At 68.2% G+C, this 18,167-nt stretch carries 18 protein-coding genes; 7 read left to right on the top strand and 11 right to left on the bottom strand.

Features of this window, described 5'->3' with window-relative positions; translation table 11 throughout:
- Positions 1 to 43 precede the first annotated feature (43 nt).
- Together ACWIBS_RS04230 and ACWIBS_RS04225 are read left to right on the top strand one after the other, a co-directional pair.
- Positions 44 to 868, top strand: a complete 825-nt coding sequence (locus ACWIBS_RS04230) for an ABC transporter ATP-binding protein (RefSeq protein ID WP_376128447.1) — start codon at positions 44 to 46, stop codon at positions 866 to 868.
- Positions 865 to 1,599 carry an ABC transporter permease gene (locus ACWIBS_RS04225; protein ID WP_376128445.1) on the top strand — a complete coding sequence of 245 codons (735 nt, stop codon included), beginning with the start codon at positions 865 to 867 and terminating at the stop codon, positions 1,597 to 1,599. Before ACWIBS_RS04230 ends, ACWIBS_RS04225 begins: the two co-directional genes overlap by 4 nt.
- Before the next feature lie 3 nt (positions 1,600 to 1,602).
- Here the strand turns inward: ACWIBS_RS04225 and ACWIBS_RS04220 are convergent, their stop codons facing one another.
- Positions 1,603 to 2,046 carry a MarR family winged helix-turn-helix transcriptional regulator gene (locus ACWIBS_RS04220; RefSeq protein WP_376128443.1) on the bottom strand — a complete coding sequence of 148 codons (444 nt, stop codon included), beginning with the start codon at positions 2,044 to 2,046 and terminating at the stop codon, positions 1,603 to 1,605.
- A gap of 43 nt (positions 2,047 to 2,089) precedes the next feature.
- Between ACWIBS_RS04220 and ACWIBS_RS04215 the strand changes: the two genes are divergently transcribed.
- Positions 2,090 to 3,886: a DUF2207 domain-containing protein gene (locus tag ACWIBS_RS04215; RefSeq protein ID WP_376128441.1), complete on the top strand. Its 1,797-nt coding sequence runs from the start codon at positions 2,090 to 2,092 to the stop codon at positions 3,884 to 3,886.
- Positions 3,887 to 3,891: 5 nt separating this feature from the next.
- Here ACWIBS_RS04215 and ACWIBS_RS04210 read toward each other — a convergent pair whose 3' ends face one another.
- Entirely contained in the window at positions 3,892 to 5,409 is a 1,518-nt protein-coding gene (locus tag ACWIBS_RS04210) for an HNH endonuclease signature motif containing protein (RefSeq protein ID WP_376128439.1), read from the bottom strand.
- 531 nt (positions 5,410 to 5,940) lie between these two features.
- Between ACWIBS_RS04210 and ACWIBS_RS04205 the strand changes: the two genes are divergently transcribed.
- Positions 5,941 to 6,201 (top strand): DUF2599 domain-containing protein, encoded by a 261-nt coding sequence (locus ACWIBS_RS04205; protein WP_376128437.1) that lies wholly within the window; start codon positions 5,941 to 5,943, stop codon positions 6,199 to 6,201.
- 40 nt (positions 6,202 to 6,241) lie between these two features.
- On the top strand, positions 6,242 to 6,643 hold the full coding sequence (locus ACWIBS_RS04200; RefSeq protein WP_376128435.1) for a hypothetical protein: 402 nt from the start codon (positions 6,242 to 6,244) through the stop codon (positions 6,641 to 6,643).
- 429 nt (positions 6,644 to 7,072) lie between these two features.
- Here ACWIBS_RS04200 and ACWIBS_RS04195 read toward each other — a convergent pair whose 3' ends face one another.
- The 8 genes from ACWIBS_RS04195 to ACWIBS_RS04160 all read right to left on the bottom strand — a co-directional run bounded on the left by ACWIBS_RS04195 (position 7,073) and on the right by ACWIBS_RS04160 (position 14,207).
- A complete protein-coding gene (locus ACWIBS_RS04195) occupies positions 7,073 to 8,680 on the bottom strand; it encodes an AMP-binding protein (RefSeq protein WP_376128433.1) in 1,608 nt (535 codons plus the stop codon).
- Between the two features lie 106 nt (positions 8,681 to 8,786).
- Positions 8,787 to 9,533 (bottom strand): helix-turn-helix transcriptional regulator, encoded by a 747-nt coding sequence (locus tag ACWIBS_RS04190; protein ID WP_376128431.1) that lies wholly within the window; start codon positions 9,531 to 9,533, stop codon positions 8,787 to 8,789.
- Positions 9,534 to 9,562: 29 nt separating this feature from the next.
- The gene (locus tag ACWIBS_RS04185; RefSeq protein ID WP_376128429.1) at positions 9,563 to 10,459 is read right to left on the bottom strand and encodes an alpha/beta hydrolase; all 897 of its coding nucleotides are present in this window, start codon (positions 10,457 to 10,459) and stop codon (positions 9,563 to 9,565) included.
- Between the two features lie 218 nt (positions 10,460 to 10,677).
- Entirely contained in the window at positions 10,678 to 11,745 is a 1,068-nt protein-coding gene (locus ACWIBS_RS04180) for an FUSC family protein (RefSeq protein ID WP_376128427.1), read from the bottom strand.
- A 45-nt stretch (positions 11,746 to 11,790) separates the two neighbouring features.
- The gene (locus tag ACWIBS_RS04175; protein ID WP_376128425.1) at positions 11,791 to 12,168 is read right to left on the bottom strand and encodes a sensory rhodopsin transducer; all 378 of its coding nucleotides are present in this window, start codon (positions 12,166 to 12,168) and stop codon (positions 11,791 to 11,793) included.
- Positions 12,165 to 13,373, bottom strand: a complete 1,209-nt coding sequence (locus tag ACWIBS_RS04170; protein WP_376128423.1) for a D-arabinono-1,4-lactone oxidase — start codon at positions 13,371 to 13,373, stop codon at positions 12,165 to 12,167. Before ACWIBS_RS04170 ends, ACWIBS_RS04175 begins: the two co-directional genes overlap by 4 nt.
- 117 nt (positions 13,374 to 13,490) lie before the next feature.
- Positions 13,491 to 13,934, bottom strand: a complete 444-nt coding sequence (locus ACWIBS_RS04165) for a GNAT family N-acetyltransferase (protein WP_376128421.1) — start codon at positions 13,932 to 13,934, stop codon at positions 13,491 to 13,493.
- Positions 13,935 to 14,036: 102 nt separating this feature from the next.
- The gene (locus ACWIBS_RS04160; RefSeq protein WP_376128419.1) at positions 14,037 to 14,207 is read right to left on the bottom strand and encodes a CsbD family protein; all 171 of its coding nucleotides are present in this window, start codon (positions 14,205 to 14,207) and stop codon (positions 14,037 to 14,039) included.
- Positions 14,208 to 14,568: 361 nt separating this feature from the next.
- On the opposite strand from ACWIBS_RS04160, the gene ACWIBS_RS04155 reads away from it, so the two are divergent.
- Positions 14,569 to 15,330, top strand: a complete 762-nt coding sequence (locus ACWIBS_RS04155) for an SDR family NAD(P)-dependent oxidoreductase (RefSeq protein WP_376128417.1) — start codon at positions 14,569 to 14,571, stop codon at positions 15,328 to 15,330.
- 138 nt (positions 15,331 to 15,468) lie between these two features.
- Positions 15,469 to 17,190, top strand: a complete 1,722-nt coding sequence (locus ACWIBS_RS04150) for a long-chain-fatty-acid--CoA ligase (protein WP_376131327.1) — start codon at positions 15,469 to 15,471, stop codon at positions 17,188 to 17,190.
- A gap of 18 nt (positions 17,191 to 17,208) precedes the next feature.
- Here the strand turns inward: ACWIBS_RS04150 and ACWIBS_RS04145 are convergent, their stop codons facing one another.
- Positions 17,209 to 18,141 (bottom strand): ribokinase, encoded by a 933-nt coding sequence (locus tag ACWIBS_RS04145; RefSeq protein WP_376131324.1) that lies wholly within the window; start codon positions 18,139 to 18,141, stop codon positions 17,209 to 17,211.
- Positions 18,142 to 18,167 lie beyond the last annotated feature (26 nt).

The following is an 18,167-nucleotide window of genomic DNA, read 5'->3' as shown; positions in this document are numbered from 1 at the left end:
GCGGTGCCTTGACCCGTACCCTGCCCGGAACGATAATCGCGCCGTGGCGAATGTCGTGGTCGCAGAAGCGGTACTCGTGCGGGATCTTCGCGTGCGGCGCGGCGGATCCGAGATCTTCGCAGGCCTGGATGTGACGATCCCGCGCGGCCAGATCACGGGCCTGCTCGGCCCGTCGGGATGCGGCAAGACAACGCTCATGCGCTCGATCGTCGGCGTGCAGAAGGTCACGGGTGGCATCGTCACCGTCCTGGGGGAGCGAGCAGGGTCGCAGCAGCTGCGCGGTCGGGTCGCGTACGACGCGCAAGCGGCCTCGGTGTACGGCGACCTCACGGTGCAGCAGAACCTGCGCTATTTCGCCCGGCTGGTCGAGGCTTCGCGCGGCGATGTCGACCGCGTGCTCGCGCAGGTCGGGCTGACCGGACAGCGGTATCAGAGAGTCGGATCGCTCAGCGGCGGTCAGGAGAACCGGGTGTCGCTCGCCGTCGCGATGCTGGGCGCGCCCGAGCCCATCGTGCTCGACGAGCCGACCGTGGGGCTGGATCCTGTGCTGCGCGCCGAGCTCTGGGAGCTGTTCCGCGACCTCGCCGACGACGGCGTGACGCTCGTCGTGTCGAGTCACGTCATGGATGAGGCGCTGCGGTGCGACCGGCTCCTGCTCATGCGCGAGGGGCGGATCATCGCCGACACGACGCCCGAGGGGCTTCTGCGCGACACTGGGGCGCCGGATCCGGATGCCGCGTTCCTCGCGCTGGTCGAGCGCGGTGGGGCGCGTCCGGGGGATGCGGCGGCGCATGACGGCGCGGCATCCGCTCCTCCCCTCACCCGGCGACGGGCCCGCTCACGCCGTGCCGGTGGGGGCCGTGCGTGATCGGCGCGCGGACGCTCGCGACGGCGGGCCGGGTGCTCACGCAGCTGATCCACGACCCGCGCTCGATCGCGCTCATGCTCGTCGCGCCGAGTCTGCTGGTCGGACTGTTCGCGTGGCTGTTCAGCGAGCAGGAGGGAGTCTTCGATCAGTTCGGCGGGGCGATCCTGGCGTTGTTCCCGTTCATCGTGATGTTCCTCGTCACCTCCATCACGACGCTCCGCGAGCGGCGCTCGGGCACCCTGGAGCGGCTCATGACGACGCCGCTCGGCAAGGCCGATTTCATTGCGGGCTACGCGCTGGCCTTCGGGCTCATGGCGATGCTGCAGGCGGTCGTGACGGTCGTGTTCGCCGTCGGAGTGTGCGGCCTGAGTGTTGATGGTCCGCTGTGGCAGCTCGGCCTCGTGGCGATCGTCGACGCGGTCCTCGGCAGTGCGCTCGGGCTGCTCGCGAGCGCGTTCGCACACACCGAGTTCCAGGCGGTGCAGTTCATGCCGCTGCTGGTGTTCCCGCAGATTCTTCTCGGCGGTCTGTTCATGCCGCGCGAGGACATGCCCGATGTCCTGCACGCGATCTCGGACTGGTTGCCGCTCGGCTATGCGATCGACACGATCGACGCCGTCATGGCGGGGGAACAGGGGTGGGACGTCTTCGGTCCGCTGCTCATCGTCGGTGCGTTCGCGCTCGGTGCCCTGGTGCTCGCGTCGGTGACACTGCGGCGGCGCACGCCGTAGACCTCAGGAGCGCGGACGTCCGGATGCCCGAAGCTTGGTCGTGATGTCGCGCAGCTGAACCAGTTCGTCGTCGCTGAGCACCGACATGCGCTCGGCGATCGACGATCCGTGGGCGGTCGCGATGCGGCGGAACGCCGCGACGCCGTCGTCGGTCGCCCGCACGAGCGAGCCGCGGCCGTCTTCGGGATCCGGCGCTTTCGTTAGGAGTCCCCGCGCGACCATGCGGTCGACGAGGCGCGACACGCTTGGCTGGCTGATGAGCATGTTGGCCGTGACATCTCGCAGCCGCGCGGTGCGGTCCTTGGCGCGCGTCACCGTGAGGAGCACGTCGTACTCGGCCTGCACGAGGCCGGCGTCTTCGAAGTCGCCGCTGATCTCTGCGAAGATCTCGTGCTGTGCGCGGAAGAGGCTTTCCCAGGCGGCGATGGCGAGACGGCGATCTGTCATGGCGTCAAGGGTACGACCTGGCCGCGCACATAGGCTGTTCTGCATGACGCGCGCCGTCGGCACCCCCTCGCATCGGACCCGTCTCATCGTGTTCGCGATGATGGCGATTCTGCTGGCCACCTTCGCCCCGGCGACGGCCTCGGCGGCCGCGGACGTCGAAGACTTCACGTTCGAGAGCCTCGAGGTCGATTACGTCCTGTCACGCGCCGACGATGGCACGAGCCGTCTGCATGTGACCGAGACCTACGTCGCGGTGTTCCCCGAACACGATCAGAATCGCGGCATGCGTCGCACGATTCCCGACGAGTATCTCGGGAGTCCCCTGCGACCGCGTCTGATCTCGATCACCGACGGGGACGGCGCTGCGCGCGCCGAGGAGACCTCATCGGATGACGGATGGTTCTCGATGACTTCGCGCGCCCGCGACTACGTGCACGGTCGGCAGACCTACGTCTTCGCCTATGAGCTCGAGAACGTCACGCGGTTCTTCGCGGACACGCGCGCGGACGAGTTCTACTGGAACGTCAACGGCACGATGTGGGCCCAGCCGTTCGGGCGGGTCACGGCACGCCTGACCCTCGATCCTGCGCTCGCCGGTGCCGCGACGGGGGCGGCGTCGTGCTACGTCGGACGCCAGGGCTCGAGCGACACGTGCCGAATCGAGACGGATGCCGCCGCGGGCGGGATCGTCGCAACGGCGGGACCCCTGGATCCCCGCGAGACCATGACGATAGCGGTCGCGTTTGACGAGGGAACCTTCTCGGCGTTCGACGCCTCGTATCTCGCGTCGCCGTGGGGCTGGCTGCAGGGCATCGCAGGGCTCGGAGTGGTCGGCGCGCTGGTCGGTGCGGGAGTCGTGCGGGGTCGGCGACTGCGTGATGACCCGGGCCGGCCGACCATCATCGCCGAGTACACACCGCCGCCCGGCATCGATGCGCTCGAGAGCGCCGTGCTTCTGCACCGCACGTCGAAGGCGATTCCGGCCGAAGTGCTGGAACAGGCCGTCGTGGGCAGCATCCGGATCGTCGAGGGAGAATCGCGGCGGTTCACGGGGCGCGCCCCGCTCACCGCCGAACTCGTGGACCCGTCGCGCGCCGACGGCGACGGGCTCATGCTGCTGCACGGGCTCTTTCCCGACGGAAAGCCCGGCGACACGTTCGAGTTCGGGCGCTCCGACACGAGGTTCTCGACGGCGGCGCAGGGCATCATCGCTGCCGCGACGAAGCAGCTCACGGCCCGCGGACTGTGGCGACGGGTGTCGCCGTCGCGGTACTTCGCCGTGCTCGGTGCGATCGCGGCCACCGTGCTGGTGTTCGCTTTCGGCTTCGTCGCGCTCGACGGCGGCGTCGACGGTGCCGTGCCGATCACGCTCATGGTGGCGTCGGGCCTTGCTGTCCTGGTCACGGTCGTGCTCGTCTCGCGTAAGCCGCTCACGTCGGCGGGAGCCGAGGCGCGCGATCATCTTCGCGGGCTGCAGCAGTTCATCGAGTGGGCCGAAGCCGACCGGATCCGGATGCTGCAGTCGCCCGCCGGTGCCGAGCGCGTCGCCGTCGACACGCAGGATCCCCGTCAGATGCTGAAGCTGTACGAGACTCTGCTGCCGTACGCCGTCGTGTTCGGCCAGGAGAAGGAGTGGGCGCAGCAGCTCGCCGTGCTCTACGGCGACGGGCACTCGCCCGGCTGGTACGCCGGGACGAGCGGATTCAACGCGGCTTCCTTCTCGGCCGGCATCTCGACCCTCTCGGCGAGCACCGCGTCGTCGTCGTCGACCTCTGGGGGTTCGAGCGGCGGTGGCTCTGCCGGTGGGGGCGGCGGAGGAGGCGGCGGCGGGGGCGTGTGACGCGCTCATCCCGCCCGCTTTCGTCGTCGTCGTTCGAACTCGACGGCGGCCGAGCGCCGCACGGGTCGCCACAGCTGGAGCGGATCGATATGGCGGGGTGCCTTGACCTCGGGGATGCCGTCGACCATCCGCACCCGCCACCCGCTCGTCTCCAGGGTGCGATGGTGGTGCCAGCAGAGCAGGACCCCGAAGTCGACGTGGGTCGGACCACCTCGTGAGTGCTCGATGGTGTGATGCACTTCGCACCAGACGGCGGGGACGTGGCATCCGGGAATGATGCAGTTGCCGTCTCGCACGGTGATCGCGCGGCGCTGATGACCCGTGAACACACGCTGCGGTGATCCCAGCTCGATGATGCGGCCATCGTCGGAGAGGACGACGCGTTGGGTGCCGTGGGAGCACGCGATACGTCGGGCGACGGCGGCGGGAAGGTGCTGATCGGTGCCGTCGACGAACGCGACGCCATTCTCGGCTTCGAGCTCGGCGGCTGAGATCGTGACGAGCAGTGCCGGCGCCGCGCCGCCGATCGACGGGCTCTCGGTCGACCGTGCGGCGACCCCGAGGATCGCCGCGAGCGCATCGTGCTGCTTCTGCGCACGGGTGCGCGTATCGATTTCGGCGAACTCGTCGGGCTCGTGAGACTCGACGAATCGAGGACCCCCAACGAACTCGGTCGCCGTGCTCCCGATCGACTCGGTCGCCGTGCCCCCGGTCGTTGTGTCTTTGGCCGCTGTGCCCTCGGTCGTTGTGTGTTCGGTCGCTGCGCCCGCGACGCGGGGTGACATGTTCGCATCGAACAAGCGCTGCAGTTGCGCGGCGACGTCGGGCAGCAGACCGCCGGTGACGGGGATGAGGCCGTCGCGCACGCGCCCGAGCGTGAAGCCGCGCCGGCGGGCGGCGCGTTCGTATTCGGGCAGCACTCCGTCGGGATCGAGGACGAGTGCCCAGACCTGCGCTTGGCAGCGGAGGGTGTCCGCATCGCACGAGGGCTCGCCGGCAGCACCGACCGCGGCGCCCACGAGCTCTTCTTCGGCGGCCGCGAGCTCGGTCGGGTGACACCGTGTCGAGATCGGGCCGAGTGTGGTCGTGATGGCGGTCACGCTGTCGATCCCGATCTTTCCCTCTTCGAGCGCCGTGCGGAGCCGGGGGAACGCGGCGGGGATGTGTTCACCCGTCAAGCTCATCGACGGCGCGATGGGACGCGACGCGCGCAACCGCGCACGAGCCGTCGCCGTCGACACGCCCGTGAGCCGCGTGAGTGCCTCGGTCGCGGAAGTGCAGCCGAGCGCGTGCACCAATCGGGTGCCATCGGGCGTCGTGCGCCGTTCCATCTCGGCGGCGCCGATCACGCGTGCCGCATCGACCCGGCGTCCGATCGATTCGACGAGACGAGTGAACACGAGGAATTGGTCGTTCGACATCGCGCGCTGGCCCGCCTCGGTCAGCGTGGGGGACAGCACTTCGGCGAGCGCCTGCGCGAGCCCGTCGAGGGTCTCGAGTGCGGCATCCACCTGTGTTGTCATACCCTCAATTGTGGTGAGGGGTTCCGACATCGGAGTCGGAAGAGACCAGATCAGCCCTGAAAACTGTGGATAACTCCCGACCTCGTCAATCGGTGGAGGAACGGATGCCGCAGGCCCCTCGAAGGGCACGAGTAAGGGCCGGTCGGAGAGGCTCCCGACCGGCCCTTGTCCCTTGCACCAAGAGTGTCCTGCAATCACATGTCGGCAGCTGCCACAGCAAACAACTGCCGCCATCACTCTATAACGACGAGGTAACGAAAGGGAAGGCCCGCCGTTATCTTTTCGTGATCGTCCGTGTCCATGTCGTGTCTCACTCCAGTTGTCCGATTTTCACGGACCTGTCGAGTCGTCTCATTCCAGTTGTCAGATTCTCACTCCAGTTGTCCGGTGCTCGGCGCGCCGCGTAGTGCTGCTCCGAGGCCCAGGGTTCTTCCCGGCATCGCGGGCAAGACAGATGAAGCCGCGCCGCGCAGCCGTGTCATCCGCGGGTGGCGGTCCGGGGCCGATACACTCGCGATTGGATGAGTCGCGTTGCGCTCCTCCGCTCGCGACTTCGGCGGGATCGGTGCTTGGGCCGCCGGTCAGGCAATTCTGAAAGGCGCAGGCTGGGATGAGTTGCGCGGCAAGATTCCGGCCGTGAACAACAAGGCGACCTATCGCCAGCAGTACGACTGCCACGTGCTCGGTGCTTACACGCCATGGACCGGGGGGAGTTCCTGGGACCTGGAAGGCTGGCGGTCAAGTAACCCGAACTGGCTGAACAACGTGGCGAACCACAAGTGCAACTGGTGATCTGATGACGCAAGCTAGAACGCGGAGAACGAATAGGCGCATGGTCATCGCGCTCGTTCTCGCGGTCGCGCTCGTCCTCACCGTTCTCGTTGGCTTGGGGGTGTGGGTTGTCAAACGAGACTCCCGCCAGGATCTCAGCATTGCCGAGATCCTGGCGTCAGCGTCTCAGAACGGCGGCTACGCTTCGGAAGCGCTTCAAGGCATACAGGACGAAACCGTCGAGCTCTGCGCAGAAGTCAACGGATGCATCGAAGGGTACGAGTCGCCGACCGTCCAGCTCCTACGATTCAGCTCCAAGGAGAGCGCGGCAGTATTTGCGTCCTCGTCATCTGACGTACATCAGTCTGACTGGATCGTCATCGTGTACGTCAATAATTCGTTGACTGATAAGGGGCGGACCGAACTGGAGACATTAGTCGACGAGATGTGGACATCGGGGTAGCGGCTACAGGACCGGGACCCGCCGTCAGACGCAAGAACGATTCTGGTTGGTGAGGCCCACGTTGATCACCGGAAATCCTTCTTGCTGACGCCAAGACCAACACCCACACAGCGCGTACCTCGCGTTGAGTTCCTACGGTTCCCGCGCCAATGCCTCGATCATCCCTCGGGAGACACGGGGCGTGTCTGGGTGGGGCGATTCAGCCGATTCATGGCACGTCCGGTGAGACACGCGGGCACCGAGCCTTGTAGACACACCGTGAAATACCCAGGTCAGCCCCTCCCAGGATCTGACAACTCTCGTGAGATCCGACAGTCCATCGTCAAAGTTTTCGTCCGCTGCTCGGAGACTCGGACGAGACTGGCCGACTCGTCGGAGAGATCGTCGAGCAGATTGGGGTACGGCGCCGTCGCGGGGACGTCGCCGTAGTCAGCCCGCATTGCGCAACTCGAACTTCTGCACCTTTCCGGTCGCCGTGCGGGGCAGTTCCTCGACGATCCTCACAGCATCCGGGACCTTGAAGCCGGCAAGCCGACCGCGAACGTGGTCGAGGAGCTCACCCACCTGCACCGACAGGCCGGGCCTTGCCACGACGTACGCGAGCGGACGCTCCCCCCAGCGCTCGTGGGGAATGCCGATGACGGCGACGTCGAGCACGGCCGGGAATGAGAGGATCGCGTTCTCCACCTCGATGGTGGAGATGTTCTCTCCGCCCGAGATGATGATGTCCTTCGCGCGGTCCTTCAGCTCGACGTAGCCGTCGGGGTGCATGACGCCGAGGTCACCGCTGTGGAACCACCCTCCCGCGAATGCCGCCGCGGTCGCGTCGTCGTCGTGGAAGTAGCCCAGCATGACATTGTTGCCGCGCAGCACGATTTCGCCGACGGTGACCCCGTCACGGGGGACATCGTTCATGTCCTCGTCGACGATGCGTGGGGCATCGGCCTGGATCATCGCCACGCCCTGCCGGGCCACGCGGTCGGCGCGGTCGGCGGCGGGCAGCTCGTCCCACGCCGGCTGGTGCTCGTTGATGGTGAACGGTCCATAGACCTCGGTGAGCCCGTAGACGTGCACGACGTCGAAGTTCAGCCGTTCGAGCAGCTCGATGATCGTGGGGGAGGGGGCGGAGCCCGCGGTCGTGATGCGGACTCGCCGGTCGAGGGGATGCGCCTGGTCGGCGTTGGCGATCGTGGAGCACACCGTCGGCGACCCGCACAGGTTGGTCACGGCGTGCTCGTCGATGGCATCCCAGACCGCCTGGGGGCGTACGGCGCGTAGGCAGACGTGGGTGGCGGCGGCGGCGGTGACCGCCCACGGCGTGCACCATCCGTTGCAGTGGAACATCGGAAGCGTCCACAGGTAGGTGCTGTCTCGGCCGAAGCCGTTGTGGATCAGCTCGCCCAGAGCGTTCAAGTATGCGCCGCGGTGGGAGTACATCACGCCCTTGGGGCGCCCTGTCGTGCCGGAGGTGTAGTTGATGGAAATGGTCTCCAGCTCGTCGCAGACCTCCCATGACAGCGACTCGGGGTCGCCGTGGGTGGCGCTGTCGACGAACGCCGTGAAGCTCGTCGCACCCTCGGGGACGAGCGCTCCGAACTCCGGATCGGCGATCGAGATGATCTCCGGCGGCGCAGTGAGCGCTTCGGCCGCCGCTTCCGCCGTCGCCAGCAGTTCGGCGTCGACGAACAAGAGCTTGGCTCCCGAGTGCTCCAGGATGTACCCGATCTCCGCAGCTGACAGGCGGGAGTTGAGTGTGACGAGCACACCGCGCGCCAGCGGGACGGCGAAGTGCGCGATGAGTGTCTCGGGGATGTTCGGTGCCAGGAACGCCACACGGTCGCCGGGATGGATCCTCGCGCGGATGGCCGTTGCCAGAGACTCGGCGTCCGCACGGAACGCGGCGTAGTCCCAGCGCCGGGCGCCGTACACAATCGCCTCCTTGGTCGGGAACACCTCCGCCGAGCGCCGCAGGAATGACAGCGGGGTCAGCGGTGTGTAGTTGACGGCTGCGGAGGTTTCCGTGGTGTGTGCGGACATCGTCGTCGTCCTCATCATCGTGATCGAGCAGGCTGCATCCGAGGTTCACGCGTGCGCCCGACATTCGCAAGCAAACCCGTACTTTGGTAGGTGCTCCTGCGGTCGGTCAGGGGATGAGGCCCGCTGCTTTCGCGGACAGCACTGCCTGGAGCCGAGACCGGGCCCCCACCTTGCGCATCACCGACGACACGTGGCCTTTCACCGTGGTCTCCCGCAGATTGAGCCGCTGCGCGATCTCGGCGTTGCGCATGCCCGTCGCCACCAACGCGATGACATCCAGCTCGCGCACGGTCAGGTGAGGGTCAACGGAAGGGAGAACGTTCTGGTGTGCCGGGGACTCGCCGTCGGCGTCGCCGCGGTCCCGCTGCTGCGCGACGAGCTGCGCGACGCGATGATCGACCTCGTCCCGCACGGAGATCTCCCAACTCATCCGCTGCGCCGCAGCGACCAGGACGTCCAGTGCCTTGGCGCCGATCTGCGTGGGGATGCGGAAGCCGCCGTACAAGATCGCCCGCACGCGCGAGCAGACGACGACGGGCGCCGACGCGAGAGTCACGATGTGTTCGGCCGCGACCTCGCGCTCGTAGCGGTGGGTGATCGATCTCGCCTGTCGGTAGTCTGTGGTGTACCTCAGCGACCGGGTCGCCATGACCTTGCCGCCCAGGCCCTCACCGGCCTGGATCCCCAGGCCGTGGATGCTCCGCCCGATCGTGTTCGAGTAAGCGCTCAGTGGCGCGAACTGGGAGTCGACGAGGCCGCCGAAGCCGAGCTCGAACCCGCCCCGCGCGGTCGTCCAGTCGACGGCATCCGCCATCAGCTGAGCATCACGCGACTGCGTCGTCACCTCCCGCATGCAAGCGAGAGTAGCCGATGCGACCCGGCTCACTGGTTCTCGAAGAGGGCGACGCGCAGTTCTTGGCATAGTTCGCCGAGGGCCTGCGGAACGGCCTTGCTGATACGGGGGAACGCCATGAACCCGTGAGGCATGCCGACATAGGTCGTCGTGCGGACGGGGACCCCGGCCTTCCGGAGGGCGGCGGCGTACCGTAAGCCGTCGTCCCTGAGCGGGTCGTGCTCCGCGACCTGGATCAAGGCCGGCGGCAGATCAGCGAAGTCCGCGGCCAACAGGGGGGATGCGTACGGGTCCCGCGGGTCCTGGTCGGCCATGTAGTGACCCCGGAAGGCAAGGAGGTCCGCCTTCGTGAGGATCGGGGCGTCCGCGTTCTCGTCGATCGACGGACTTGCGAGCGTCAGATCCGTCACCGGGTAGATCAGCCCCTGCAACGCGATGGACGGACCAGACCGGTCGCGTGCCATCAGCGCTACGACGGCGGCCAGGTTTCCGCCGGCGCTGTCCCCGACGACTGCGAGGCGGGAGGCGTCCACGCCCAGTTCAGACCCCCGGCCGACGAGGTCGACGATGGCGTGATACGAGTCGTCGGCAGCGGCCGGCCAACGCGCTCCAGGCGCGAGTCGGTAGTCGAGCGAGGCCACCACGGCTTGCACGCCACTGGCGATGCTGCTCCCGAGCCAGTCGTAGGTGTCGAGAGACCCGGATGTCCACCCGCCCCCGTGGATGAGCACGACGAGCGGGGGAGTGCCCTGAAGACTGGTCGGGCGGTAGACGCGCACCGCGATCGGACCGTCGCCGCCCGCCGCGGTCGTGTCTCGGACCGAGACGCCCTTGACCAGACCGCCCAGCAGCAGGTCCGTGAGGGGGTTATGGCCGATCACCCGGCGCTGGTCTGCGAGGATCTGCTCCTCGGAGCGCCTCGTCACTGAGGTCCTTCTGAGCAGGCGGCCCAACATCTTCGTTCGCCGATCGAGTGCGACCATGACTTCTCCTCGCCTTTTGGCAATCGATCGTAGAGCCCTGGGCTACCCGAGACGATCAGACGGTACGAAAGAACTACAACGGCCGATTCATGCCCGCGGAAGGCGTTCGTCCGGGTCGTGGGATCTTCGTCGAGCCGAGGCCGACGAGCAGGTGCGCGTCTTCAGGTCGCGGGGTCATCGCGCCGTCCATCGCGGCCACTGGCGACAGCGACGGATTCGCGGTGCGTCATTCCGGTCATCCGCATGAGGTCGACGAGCGCCGAACGTGCCGAGACCAGCAGCACCCGCACCGCCGTCGTCGTGTCGTCGCGCAGCTGGGCGGTGATGGCACGGCCGACGTCCCGCAGTTCGCTCCGCAGCGCCAACGTCGCCTGCGGGTCGGCCGCCGCCGTCGCCCACTGGCCGACACCCCGGACGACCCGGGCGAGTGCGGCCACACGGATCGCAGCATCCGTCGCGTCCTCGTCGTTGCGATGAACGGCACGCGCTGCTCGCGCGAGGGAGACCAGCGCCGAGGTCAGTGCGAACCACTCGTCGCGCACCCGCACGGCGCGGACACGAAGATGCGCGCTCTTCCGCCCGCGCCTGCCCAAGCGAACGCTCTCGCGCGATGCTCTCACCGCGTCGTCGAGTTCGGCCACCGCTCCTGTCGCTTTGAAGACCTCCGCGACGAGCGCGTCGAGATCGGCGCCGGGTCTGCTCAGCCCCGCCGAAACTCTCTCGAGCGTGTCGGCGAGCTCATCCGTGGCGGCTGACACGGTGCTCACCAGCAGCCGGTCGCCGCGGAAGGCCGCGACCACGGCGATGAGGAGCGCGACCGCTCCGCCCACCAGCGCGTCCGCGATGCGCAGGAACGGGGGCGCCTGGGCGATCGGCGTGAGCACCAGGGTCACAACGGCTGCGACCGCGGCCTGGTTCGTGAAGAGCGCCGTGGCGCGCACGGCGACGGCTGCACCCATCGCCACCGCGACCGTGACCCCGAGCAGGACCGCGACGGGAAGATCGAGCAGAGCCACGAGCTCGCCGGCGATCACTCCCACCAAGACACCGCCGAGGACCTCGAGTGAGCGCTGCACCCGCTGCCCGCCGCTGAGACCGACGCAGATGACGGCGGCGATCGGCGCGAAGAAGGCGTTCTCGGTGCCGAAGAGCGCCGACGCAAGGGCATAGGCGAGCGCCGCGGCGACGGCGGCCGCGATGACCGACCCGCCGTGACGACGGACGCGCACGACCACCCCAGCCAGTCCCGGTCCTCGTCGATTCACGGCGAAACTTCACCCGTCGTGCGGGAATCCGAGGGTGGTGGTGCTGGCCAATGCGGCCTGCCTCGTATCGAACCTCGTCAGCTGAGCGACGATCGGGCGGTCGCTCGAGACGACGAGCCCATACGGCACACCGAGGGGAATCGCGTGCGGGTCGATCAGATCATTGATCCGCACATGGCACACGCGTCGTGCCGCCACGGTGAGGCGGTACGGTCCCGACGGCCCGTCGTCCTCGAAGTAGACCGTCGCCTCGATGCTCGCATCGACGCCGCCGGTGTTGAGGAGGCAGAGCTCGTCTCGGCTCGTGAACTCGGGCTCCGATCCGGTCGAGCCCACGGGCATGTAACCGCCGGAGAAGACCCAGGTGCGAGATCCGAGGGCATTCATGCGTCCTCCTCGAACAGCGTGCGCAGATAATCGTTCATGAAGACTCCGTCGGGGTCGAGCCGGCGTCGGATGCGTTGGAATTCGTCCCACTCCGGATACATGCGACGCAGATCGCTCGCCGTGCGCGTGTGCTTCTTGCCCCAGTGCGGTCGACCGCCGAAGTCGAGGAACATCGGCTCCATGTCGGAGAAGTAGTCGTCGTGGTCGAGCACGGAATTCTGCAGGAGCGCGATGGTCACGGTCGGCCCCGTGTTGCAATTGCTCAACATGGCGTCGTCCCCGGCAACCGTGCGCACGAGCACCCGCCAGCCGACGTGCTGCCGGTGACGCTCGATGACTCGCTGCCGCACAGCGCGGAAGACCTCCATGCCGCGCTCCAGCGGAAACATGTACTCCATCTCGTCGAACCGCAGTTCACGTCGGTTGGTGATGATGCGGTGACTCGGGCCGATCTCGTTCGCCTTGCGCTCGCGCATCGGCACGTCGATGAGATCGAGGTGACCCGGCAGGTCCATGAACCGCAGCTTGACCTCGTCGCGTCGCGGATACCAGTAGAAGTCCATGTGCCGGCTCGTCCTGGTGAGCTGATCGAACTCGTCGATCGCCCAGTCCGTGCCGGCGATGACGTTGCGCCGATGCAGGTCATACGCGTGGAGCACCCGCAACGTGAGCGACGTGAACATGCCGAGCGACCCGAGGGAGACCTGCGCCGCTCGAGTCATCGCGTCGGTCCCGTCGGTGCCGGCCTCGACGCCGAAGGGCACGAGGTCGCCGGTCCCGGTCACGAGGCGGCCGCCGACGACGGTCGAAGAGACGTTTCCGAGTCCCAGGCCCGTCCCATGCGTTCCCGTCCCGACCGCGCCGGCGATCGTCTGGTACGCGACGTCGCCGAGGTTCTCCATGGCCATCCCGACGTCCTCGAGCAGGCCCCCGAGGTCCTCGAGGGTTGTGCCCGCCCCCACCGACGCGGTCATCGCCGTGACGTCATGGGAGTCGAGCCCGGTGAAGCGACCGAAGTCGACCAGCGTGTCACGCGTCTGGACGAGCGGAGTCGACGAGTGCCCGGACCCCACCGGACGAACGCAGAGCCGGCGTGCGCGCGCATCGGCGACGAGACGCCGGAGGTGCTTCTCGCCTTTCGGTCGTGCTCGTCTCTCGTAGGCGAATTCGACGCTCTCCGACCAATTGCGGAATCGCTCAGCCATGGGCCTCCTCATCTCCACACTGCACCGACGGCGCGGCCGCAGCACCGGGTTGACAAGGGGACATCATCTTCGAACGAGGAACGGTCAGGTTCCCGAGCCGGTGCGGCCGCGTCGGGGTCAGACGTCGAGTTCGCCCACGATCTCGCCGAACAGTTCACCCGTCTTGCGGAATCCGAGGCGAAGGTAGAACTGCTCCGGCCCGTCGGGCCCCGGCTCCCACAAGACGGTGATCTTCTCGATGCCCCGCCGACGTGCTTCGGAGGCCACCTGCTCGACGGCGAATCGGCCGATGCCCCGGCGCTTCGCCTCGTCAGCGACGTTGAGGCGCCACACTCCCGCGCGGAACGCCTCGATTTCGTGGTTCGGATCCCAATTGGCCATGACGAACCCGACGATGTCGTCGTTGTCGGCGATGAGTCGCGGCCACGCGGTGGGCGTGACGTACGCCTCGGCGATCGAGTAGACGACGGGGGCGACATTCGCCTTCTCGCCGACTGCCGGAGGGATGCGGAGTGCGGCGGCCAGGTTCTCAGCGCTGAGTTCGATGAGCTCGAGGTTCATGACGGCACGGTAGCGCCGGCATCCGACATGCGAATCGTGCAGGATCTCGCCGGGAACACGGAAGGTCGGGACGATGCGTCCCGACCTTCCGTCTGCGGCGGCTTACTTGAAGGCGTCCTTGACGTCTTCGCCGGCCTTCTTCAGGCCCGCCTTCGCCTGATCCATGTGGCCTTCGGCCTCGAGGCCCTTGTCGTCGGTGGCCTTGCCGACGCCTTCCTTGGCCTTGCCCTTCATGTCTTCAGCCGCATTCGAGATCTTGTCGTCCAGACCCATGGTGTCTCCTTCGTCTCGGACAGCGCGGGGATCTCCTCGCGTGTGGATCCATCGCACACCGTCAGCGCAAAGGCGTCCAAGGGGTTGACGCTCCCACCTCCGTGTGCAAAGTTCGCGGCCCCTTTCTCCCGCGAGACCGCATCGGGCCTCCCGCGAGACCGCATCGGGCCGCCGAAACCGTGGGTATTACCCGCAGTCTCGGCCTCCCGACGCAGTCTCGGCGTCATGGGGTCGTGCGGTGGGCGGGAGTGATACGGGTGGGCGGGAGTGTAGTCCGGCCCGTCGTGAAGGGCGAGTGCCTGTCCCGCGGCATCCGCGGTGCCTAGCCTGGCAGCATCCATCGCACGAAGGGAGATCTGTCATGGCACGGTTCGAGAACAAGGTGGCCCTCGTCACGGGGTCGGGTTCGGGTATCGGCAGAGCGGTCGTCGATCTGCTGCTCGCCGACGGAGCCCGGGTCGTCGGCGCCGACCTCAAGCCGGGCGATGAGGCCGAGAACTACGTTCCGGCGGTGTGCGACGTGACGAAGGAAGCCGATGTCGAAGCAGCGGTGGCGACGGCCATCGACCGATTCGGTCGTCTCGACGCCGCCTTCAACGTGGCCGGGGCGTCGCGCGCGGGAATGATCGTCGACCAGTCCGAGGAGGACTGGGACTTCACCGTCGACCTCGTCCTCAAGGGAGTGTTCCTCTCGGTCAAGCACGAAGCCCGGGCGATGACCGACGGCGGTGCGATCGTCAACGTCGCGAGCCTCAACGCGCACGTGCCGATGTGGTTCGGTGCGGCGTACGCATCCGGCAAGGCGGGAGCCGAGATGCTGACGAAGTCGGCGGCGCTCGAGCTCGGTGGACGAGGCATCCGTGTCAACGCGGTGCTTCCCGGGCTCGTCGAGACTCCGCTCACGAACTCGATGACCGAGAACCCCGCCCTGATGGAGGACTTCCGCAACAGCATCGTGCTCACCCGCGCCGCCGACCCGGTCGAGATCGCGAAGCCCATGCTCTTCCTCGCGAGCGACGATGCGTCGTACATCACGGGCACTTCGCTCGTCGTCGACGGTGGGTGGGAGATCACCGGCTACCCGAACCTCGCGAAGCACATGGGGTCCGCGCCCGGGGAATGACCCTCGCGCGTGACCCCGTGAGACTGCATCGGGGCGCCGAGACCGTGGGTAACACCCGCAGTCTCGGCGCCCCGATGCAGTCTCGGCGTCAATGGCGTGCATAGGCTGGGAGGGGCAGGGCGAGAGGGAGGAGCGGACATGATGCATCCGCAGAGCGGTGAGGTCGTCGACGACAGTGCGAGGCCGTGGCTGTCCGCGTACGCCGACGGGGTCCCCGCCGACATCGCCCCCGTCACAGAGACGCTCGTCGACCTGCTCGACGCCTCGGTCGCCCGGTTCGGCAAGAGGGACGCCCTGGAGTACTTCGGCGCGCGCACGACGTACGCCGACCTCGGCGAGCAGGTCGAGCGGGCGGCATCCGGTCTTCGCACGTTGGGGGTGAAACCCGGCGACCGGGTCGCCCTCGTGCTGCCGAACTGCCCGCAGCACGTCGTCGCGTTCTACGCCGTGCTGCGCCTGGGGGCCATCGTCGTCGAGCACAACCCGCTGTACACGCCGCGCGAGCTGCGCCACCAGTTCGAGGTGCACGGCGCTGTCGTCGCGATCGTGTGGGACAAGGTCGCCGATGTCATCGCCGCCCTGCCCGACGACGCCCGCCCCGCGAAGATCGTCGCCGTCCGGCTCACCGACGCCATGCCGCGCGTCAAGCGTGTGGCCCTGCGGCTCCCGCTCGCTCGAGCGCGCGCAGCGCGGGAGCGGCTCACCGCGCGGCCGACCGCGAAGGGGATCATCCCGTGGACGCGGGTGACGAAAGCGCGGCGGATCTCACGCCGCATCCCTCGTCCGCAGCTGGGGGACACGGCGCTGCTCCAGCTCACGAGCGGCACGACGGGTCATCCGAAGGCGGCGATCCTCTCGCACGCGAACCTGCGCTCGAACGCCGCGCAGGGGCGTGCGTGGCTGCCCGGTCTGCACGAGGGCGAAGAGGTCGTCTACGCCGTCCTGCCGCTCTTCCACGCGTACGGCCTCACGCTGTGCCTCACCTTCGCGATGTCGATCGGGGCGAAGGTGGTGCTCTTCCCGACCTTCGACGTCGATCTCGTCATCGCCGCGGCCCGCACGTCGCCGCCCACATTCCTGCCGGCGGTGCCGCCGATCTATGACGCCCTCTCGCGCGCGAGCGCGCAGCGGCGGATCGATCTGCGCAGCGTGCGGTTCGCGATCTCGGGCGCGATGAGCCTGCCCGTGCCCACCGTGACCCGCTGGGAGGAGGCGACCGGCGGACTACTGGTCGAGGGCTACGGGATGACCGAGACCTCACCCGTCGCTCTCGGGAACCCGGTCGGACCGTCGCGGCGGCCCGGGACCGTCGGTGTGCCGTTCCCGAGCACCCACATCCGCATCGTCGACCCGGACGACCCCGCGAGCGAGCGTGGTCCCGGCGAGGTCGGCGAGCTGCTCCTGCGCGGGCCCCAGGTCTTCCAGGGGTACTGGAATCAGCCGGCCGAGACCGCGGCCGTCCTGCTGCCGGGAGGCTGGCTGCGCACGGGTGACGTCGTGACGATGTCGGAGGACGGCTTCGTCACGGTCGTCGACCGCGTGAAAGAGCTCATCATCACCGGCGGGTTCAACGTCAGCCCCACCGAGGTCGAGCAGACGCTCCTGCTCCACCCCGATGTGGAGGGCGCGGCGGTCGTCGGCCTGCCCCGCTCCGCCGGCGGCGAAGACGTCGCGGCGGCGGTCGTGATGAAGCCGGGCACGGTCTTCGACTCCCGCGCGCTCCGCGACTTCTGCCGCGCGCACGTGACGGCCTACAAGGTGCCCAAGCGCATCGTCGAGGTCGATGACCTGCCGCGTTCGCAGATCGGCAAGGTGCTGCGCCGCGTCGTCCGGGACGACATGCTCGCGCGAACGGACTGAGGCGCGCGCGTCGCCACGTCAGGGCTGAGCGAGCAGGCGTTCCACGTCGCTGCGGTCGGGATACGACGACTGCGCACCCGGATGCTGCACCGCGATGGCCGACATCGCGGTGGCGAAGCGGACCGCGTCGGCAAGGTTCGCACCACGGGCCAGCTCGCACGCTGTCGCACCGACGAACGCGTCGCCCGCTCCCGTCGTGTCCACCGCGCGCACGACGTGAGCCGGGATCGAACGCAGTCCGTCGCCATCGGCGACGAGCGCACCCGCCGCTCCGAGCGTGATGACGACCGAACGTGCACCGGCCTCGAGCAGACCGAGAGCGAGGCCCGCGGTGTCGAGCGTTCCGTTGCCCAGGACGATGCCCGCCTCGTGTTCGTTGACGATGAGCGGATCGCACCAGCGCAGCACGTCCTGGTCGAGCCTCCGGGCGGGAGCAGCGTTGAGCACGATCCGCACGCGGGCCGTTCCGGCGAGCTCGAGCGCGTAGGAGACGGTGTCTTCGGGGATCTCCATGCTCACGACGAGAACGGATGCTGCGCGGATGGCTTCGGCGGCAGCATCCACCATCGCACGATCCACCTCGCGGTTCTCGCCGGGCGAGACGACGATCGAGTTCTCGCCGTCGGGGGTGAGCAGGATGAGCGCCGTGCCGGTCGCCCCGTCGCCCACACCCACCGCCGTGGTGTCCACGCCGGCTTCGGCGAGGCGCGTGCGCAGAAGGCGGCCGTGATCGTCGTCGCCGACGCGCCCGATGAAGGCGGTGCCCACGCCTGCCCGCGCGGTGCCCACGCCTGCCCGCGCGGCGGCGGCGGCCTGGTTGGCGCCTTTGCCGCCGGGATGCACGCGCAGATCCGAGCCGAGCAGCGTCTCGCCCGCGCCCGGCCGTCGCTCGACCTCGACCACGAGGTCCGCGTTGGCGCTTCCCAGGACGACGACGCTGCTGTCGGACATGTTCTCCACCTCTTCGCTCGGCGGCG

The sequence above is a fragment of the Microbacterium sp. NPDC055442 genome (assembly GCF_053644215.1).
This window is presented reverse-complemented; position numbering and strand designations above follow the sequence as displayed.

Coding starts and splice junctions, on each gene's coding strand:
- ACWIBS_RS04190 (WP_376128431.1), bottom strand. CDS start 9,533: ATGCGGGAGGTGACGACGCAGTCGCGTGATGCTCAGCTGATGGCGGAT.
- ACWIBS_RS04155 (WP_376128417.1), top strand. CDS start 14,569: ATGGCACGGTTCGAGAACAAGGTGGCCCTCGTCACGGGGTCGGGTTCG.
- ACWIBS_RS04170 (WP_376128423.1), bottom strand. CDS start 13,373: ATGGCTGAGCGATTCCGCAATTGGTCGGAGAGCGTCGAATTCGCCTAC.
- ACWIBS_RS04175 (WP_376128425.1), bottom strand. CDS start 12,168: ATGAATGCCCTCGGATCTCGCACCTGGGTCTTCTCCGGCGGTTACATG.
- ACWIBS_RS04195 (WP_376128433.1), bottom strand. CDS start 8,680: ATGTCCGCACACACCACGGAAACCTCCGCAGCCGTCAACTACACACCG.
- ACWIBS_RS04150 (WP_376131327.1), top strand. CDS start 15,469: ATGATGCATCCGCAGAGCGGTGAGGTCGTCGACGACAGTGCGAGGCCG.
- ACWIBS_RS04215 (WP_376128441.1), top strand. CDS start 2,090: ATGACGCGCGCCGTCGGCACCCCCTCGCATCGGACCCGTCTCATCGTG.
- ACWIBS_RS04165 (WP_376128421.1), bottom strand. CDS start 13,934: ATGAACCTCGAGCTCATCGAACTCAGCGCTGAGAACCTGGCCGCCGCA.
- ACWIBS_RS04145 (WP_376131324.1), bottom strand. CDS start 18,141: ATGTCCGACAGCAGCGTCGTCGTCCTGGGAAGCGCCAACGCGGACCTC.
- ACWIBS_RS04210 (WP_376128439.1), bottom strand. CDS start 5,409: ATGACAACACAGGTGGATGCCGCACTCGAGACCCTCGACGGGCTCGCG.
- ACWIBS_RS04200 (WP_376128435.1), top strand. CDS start 6,242: ATGGTCATCGCGCTCGTTCTCGCGGTCGCGCTCGTCCTCACCGTTCTC.
- ACWIBS_RS04220 (WP_376128443.1), bottom strand. CDS start 2,046: ATGACAGATCGCCGTCTCGCCATCGCCGCCTGGGAAAGCCTCTTCCGC.
- ACWIBS_RS04160 (WP_376128419.1), bottom strand. CDS start 14,207: ATGGGTCTGGACGACAAGATCTCGAATGCGGCTGAAGACATGAAGGGC.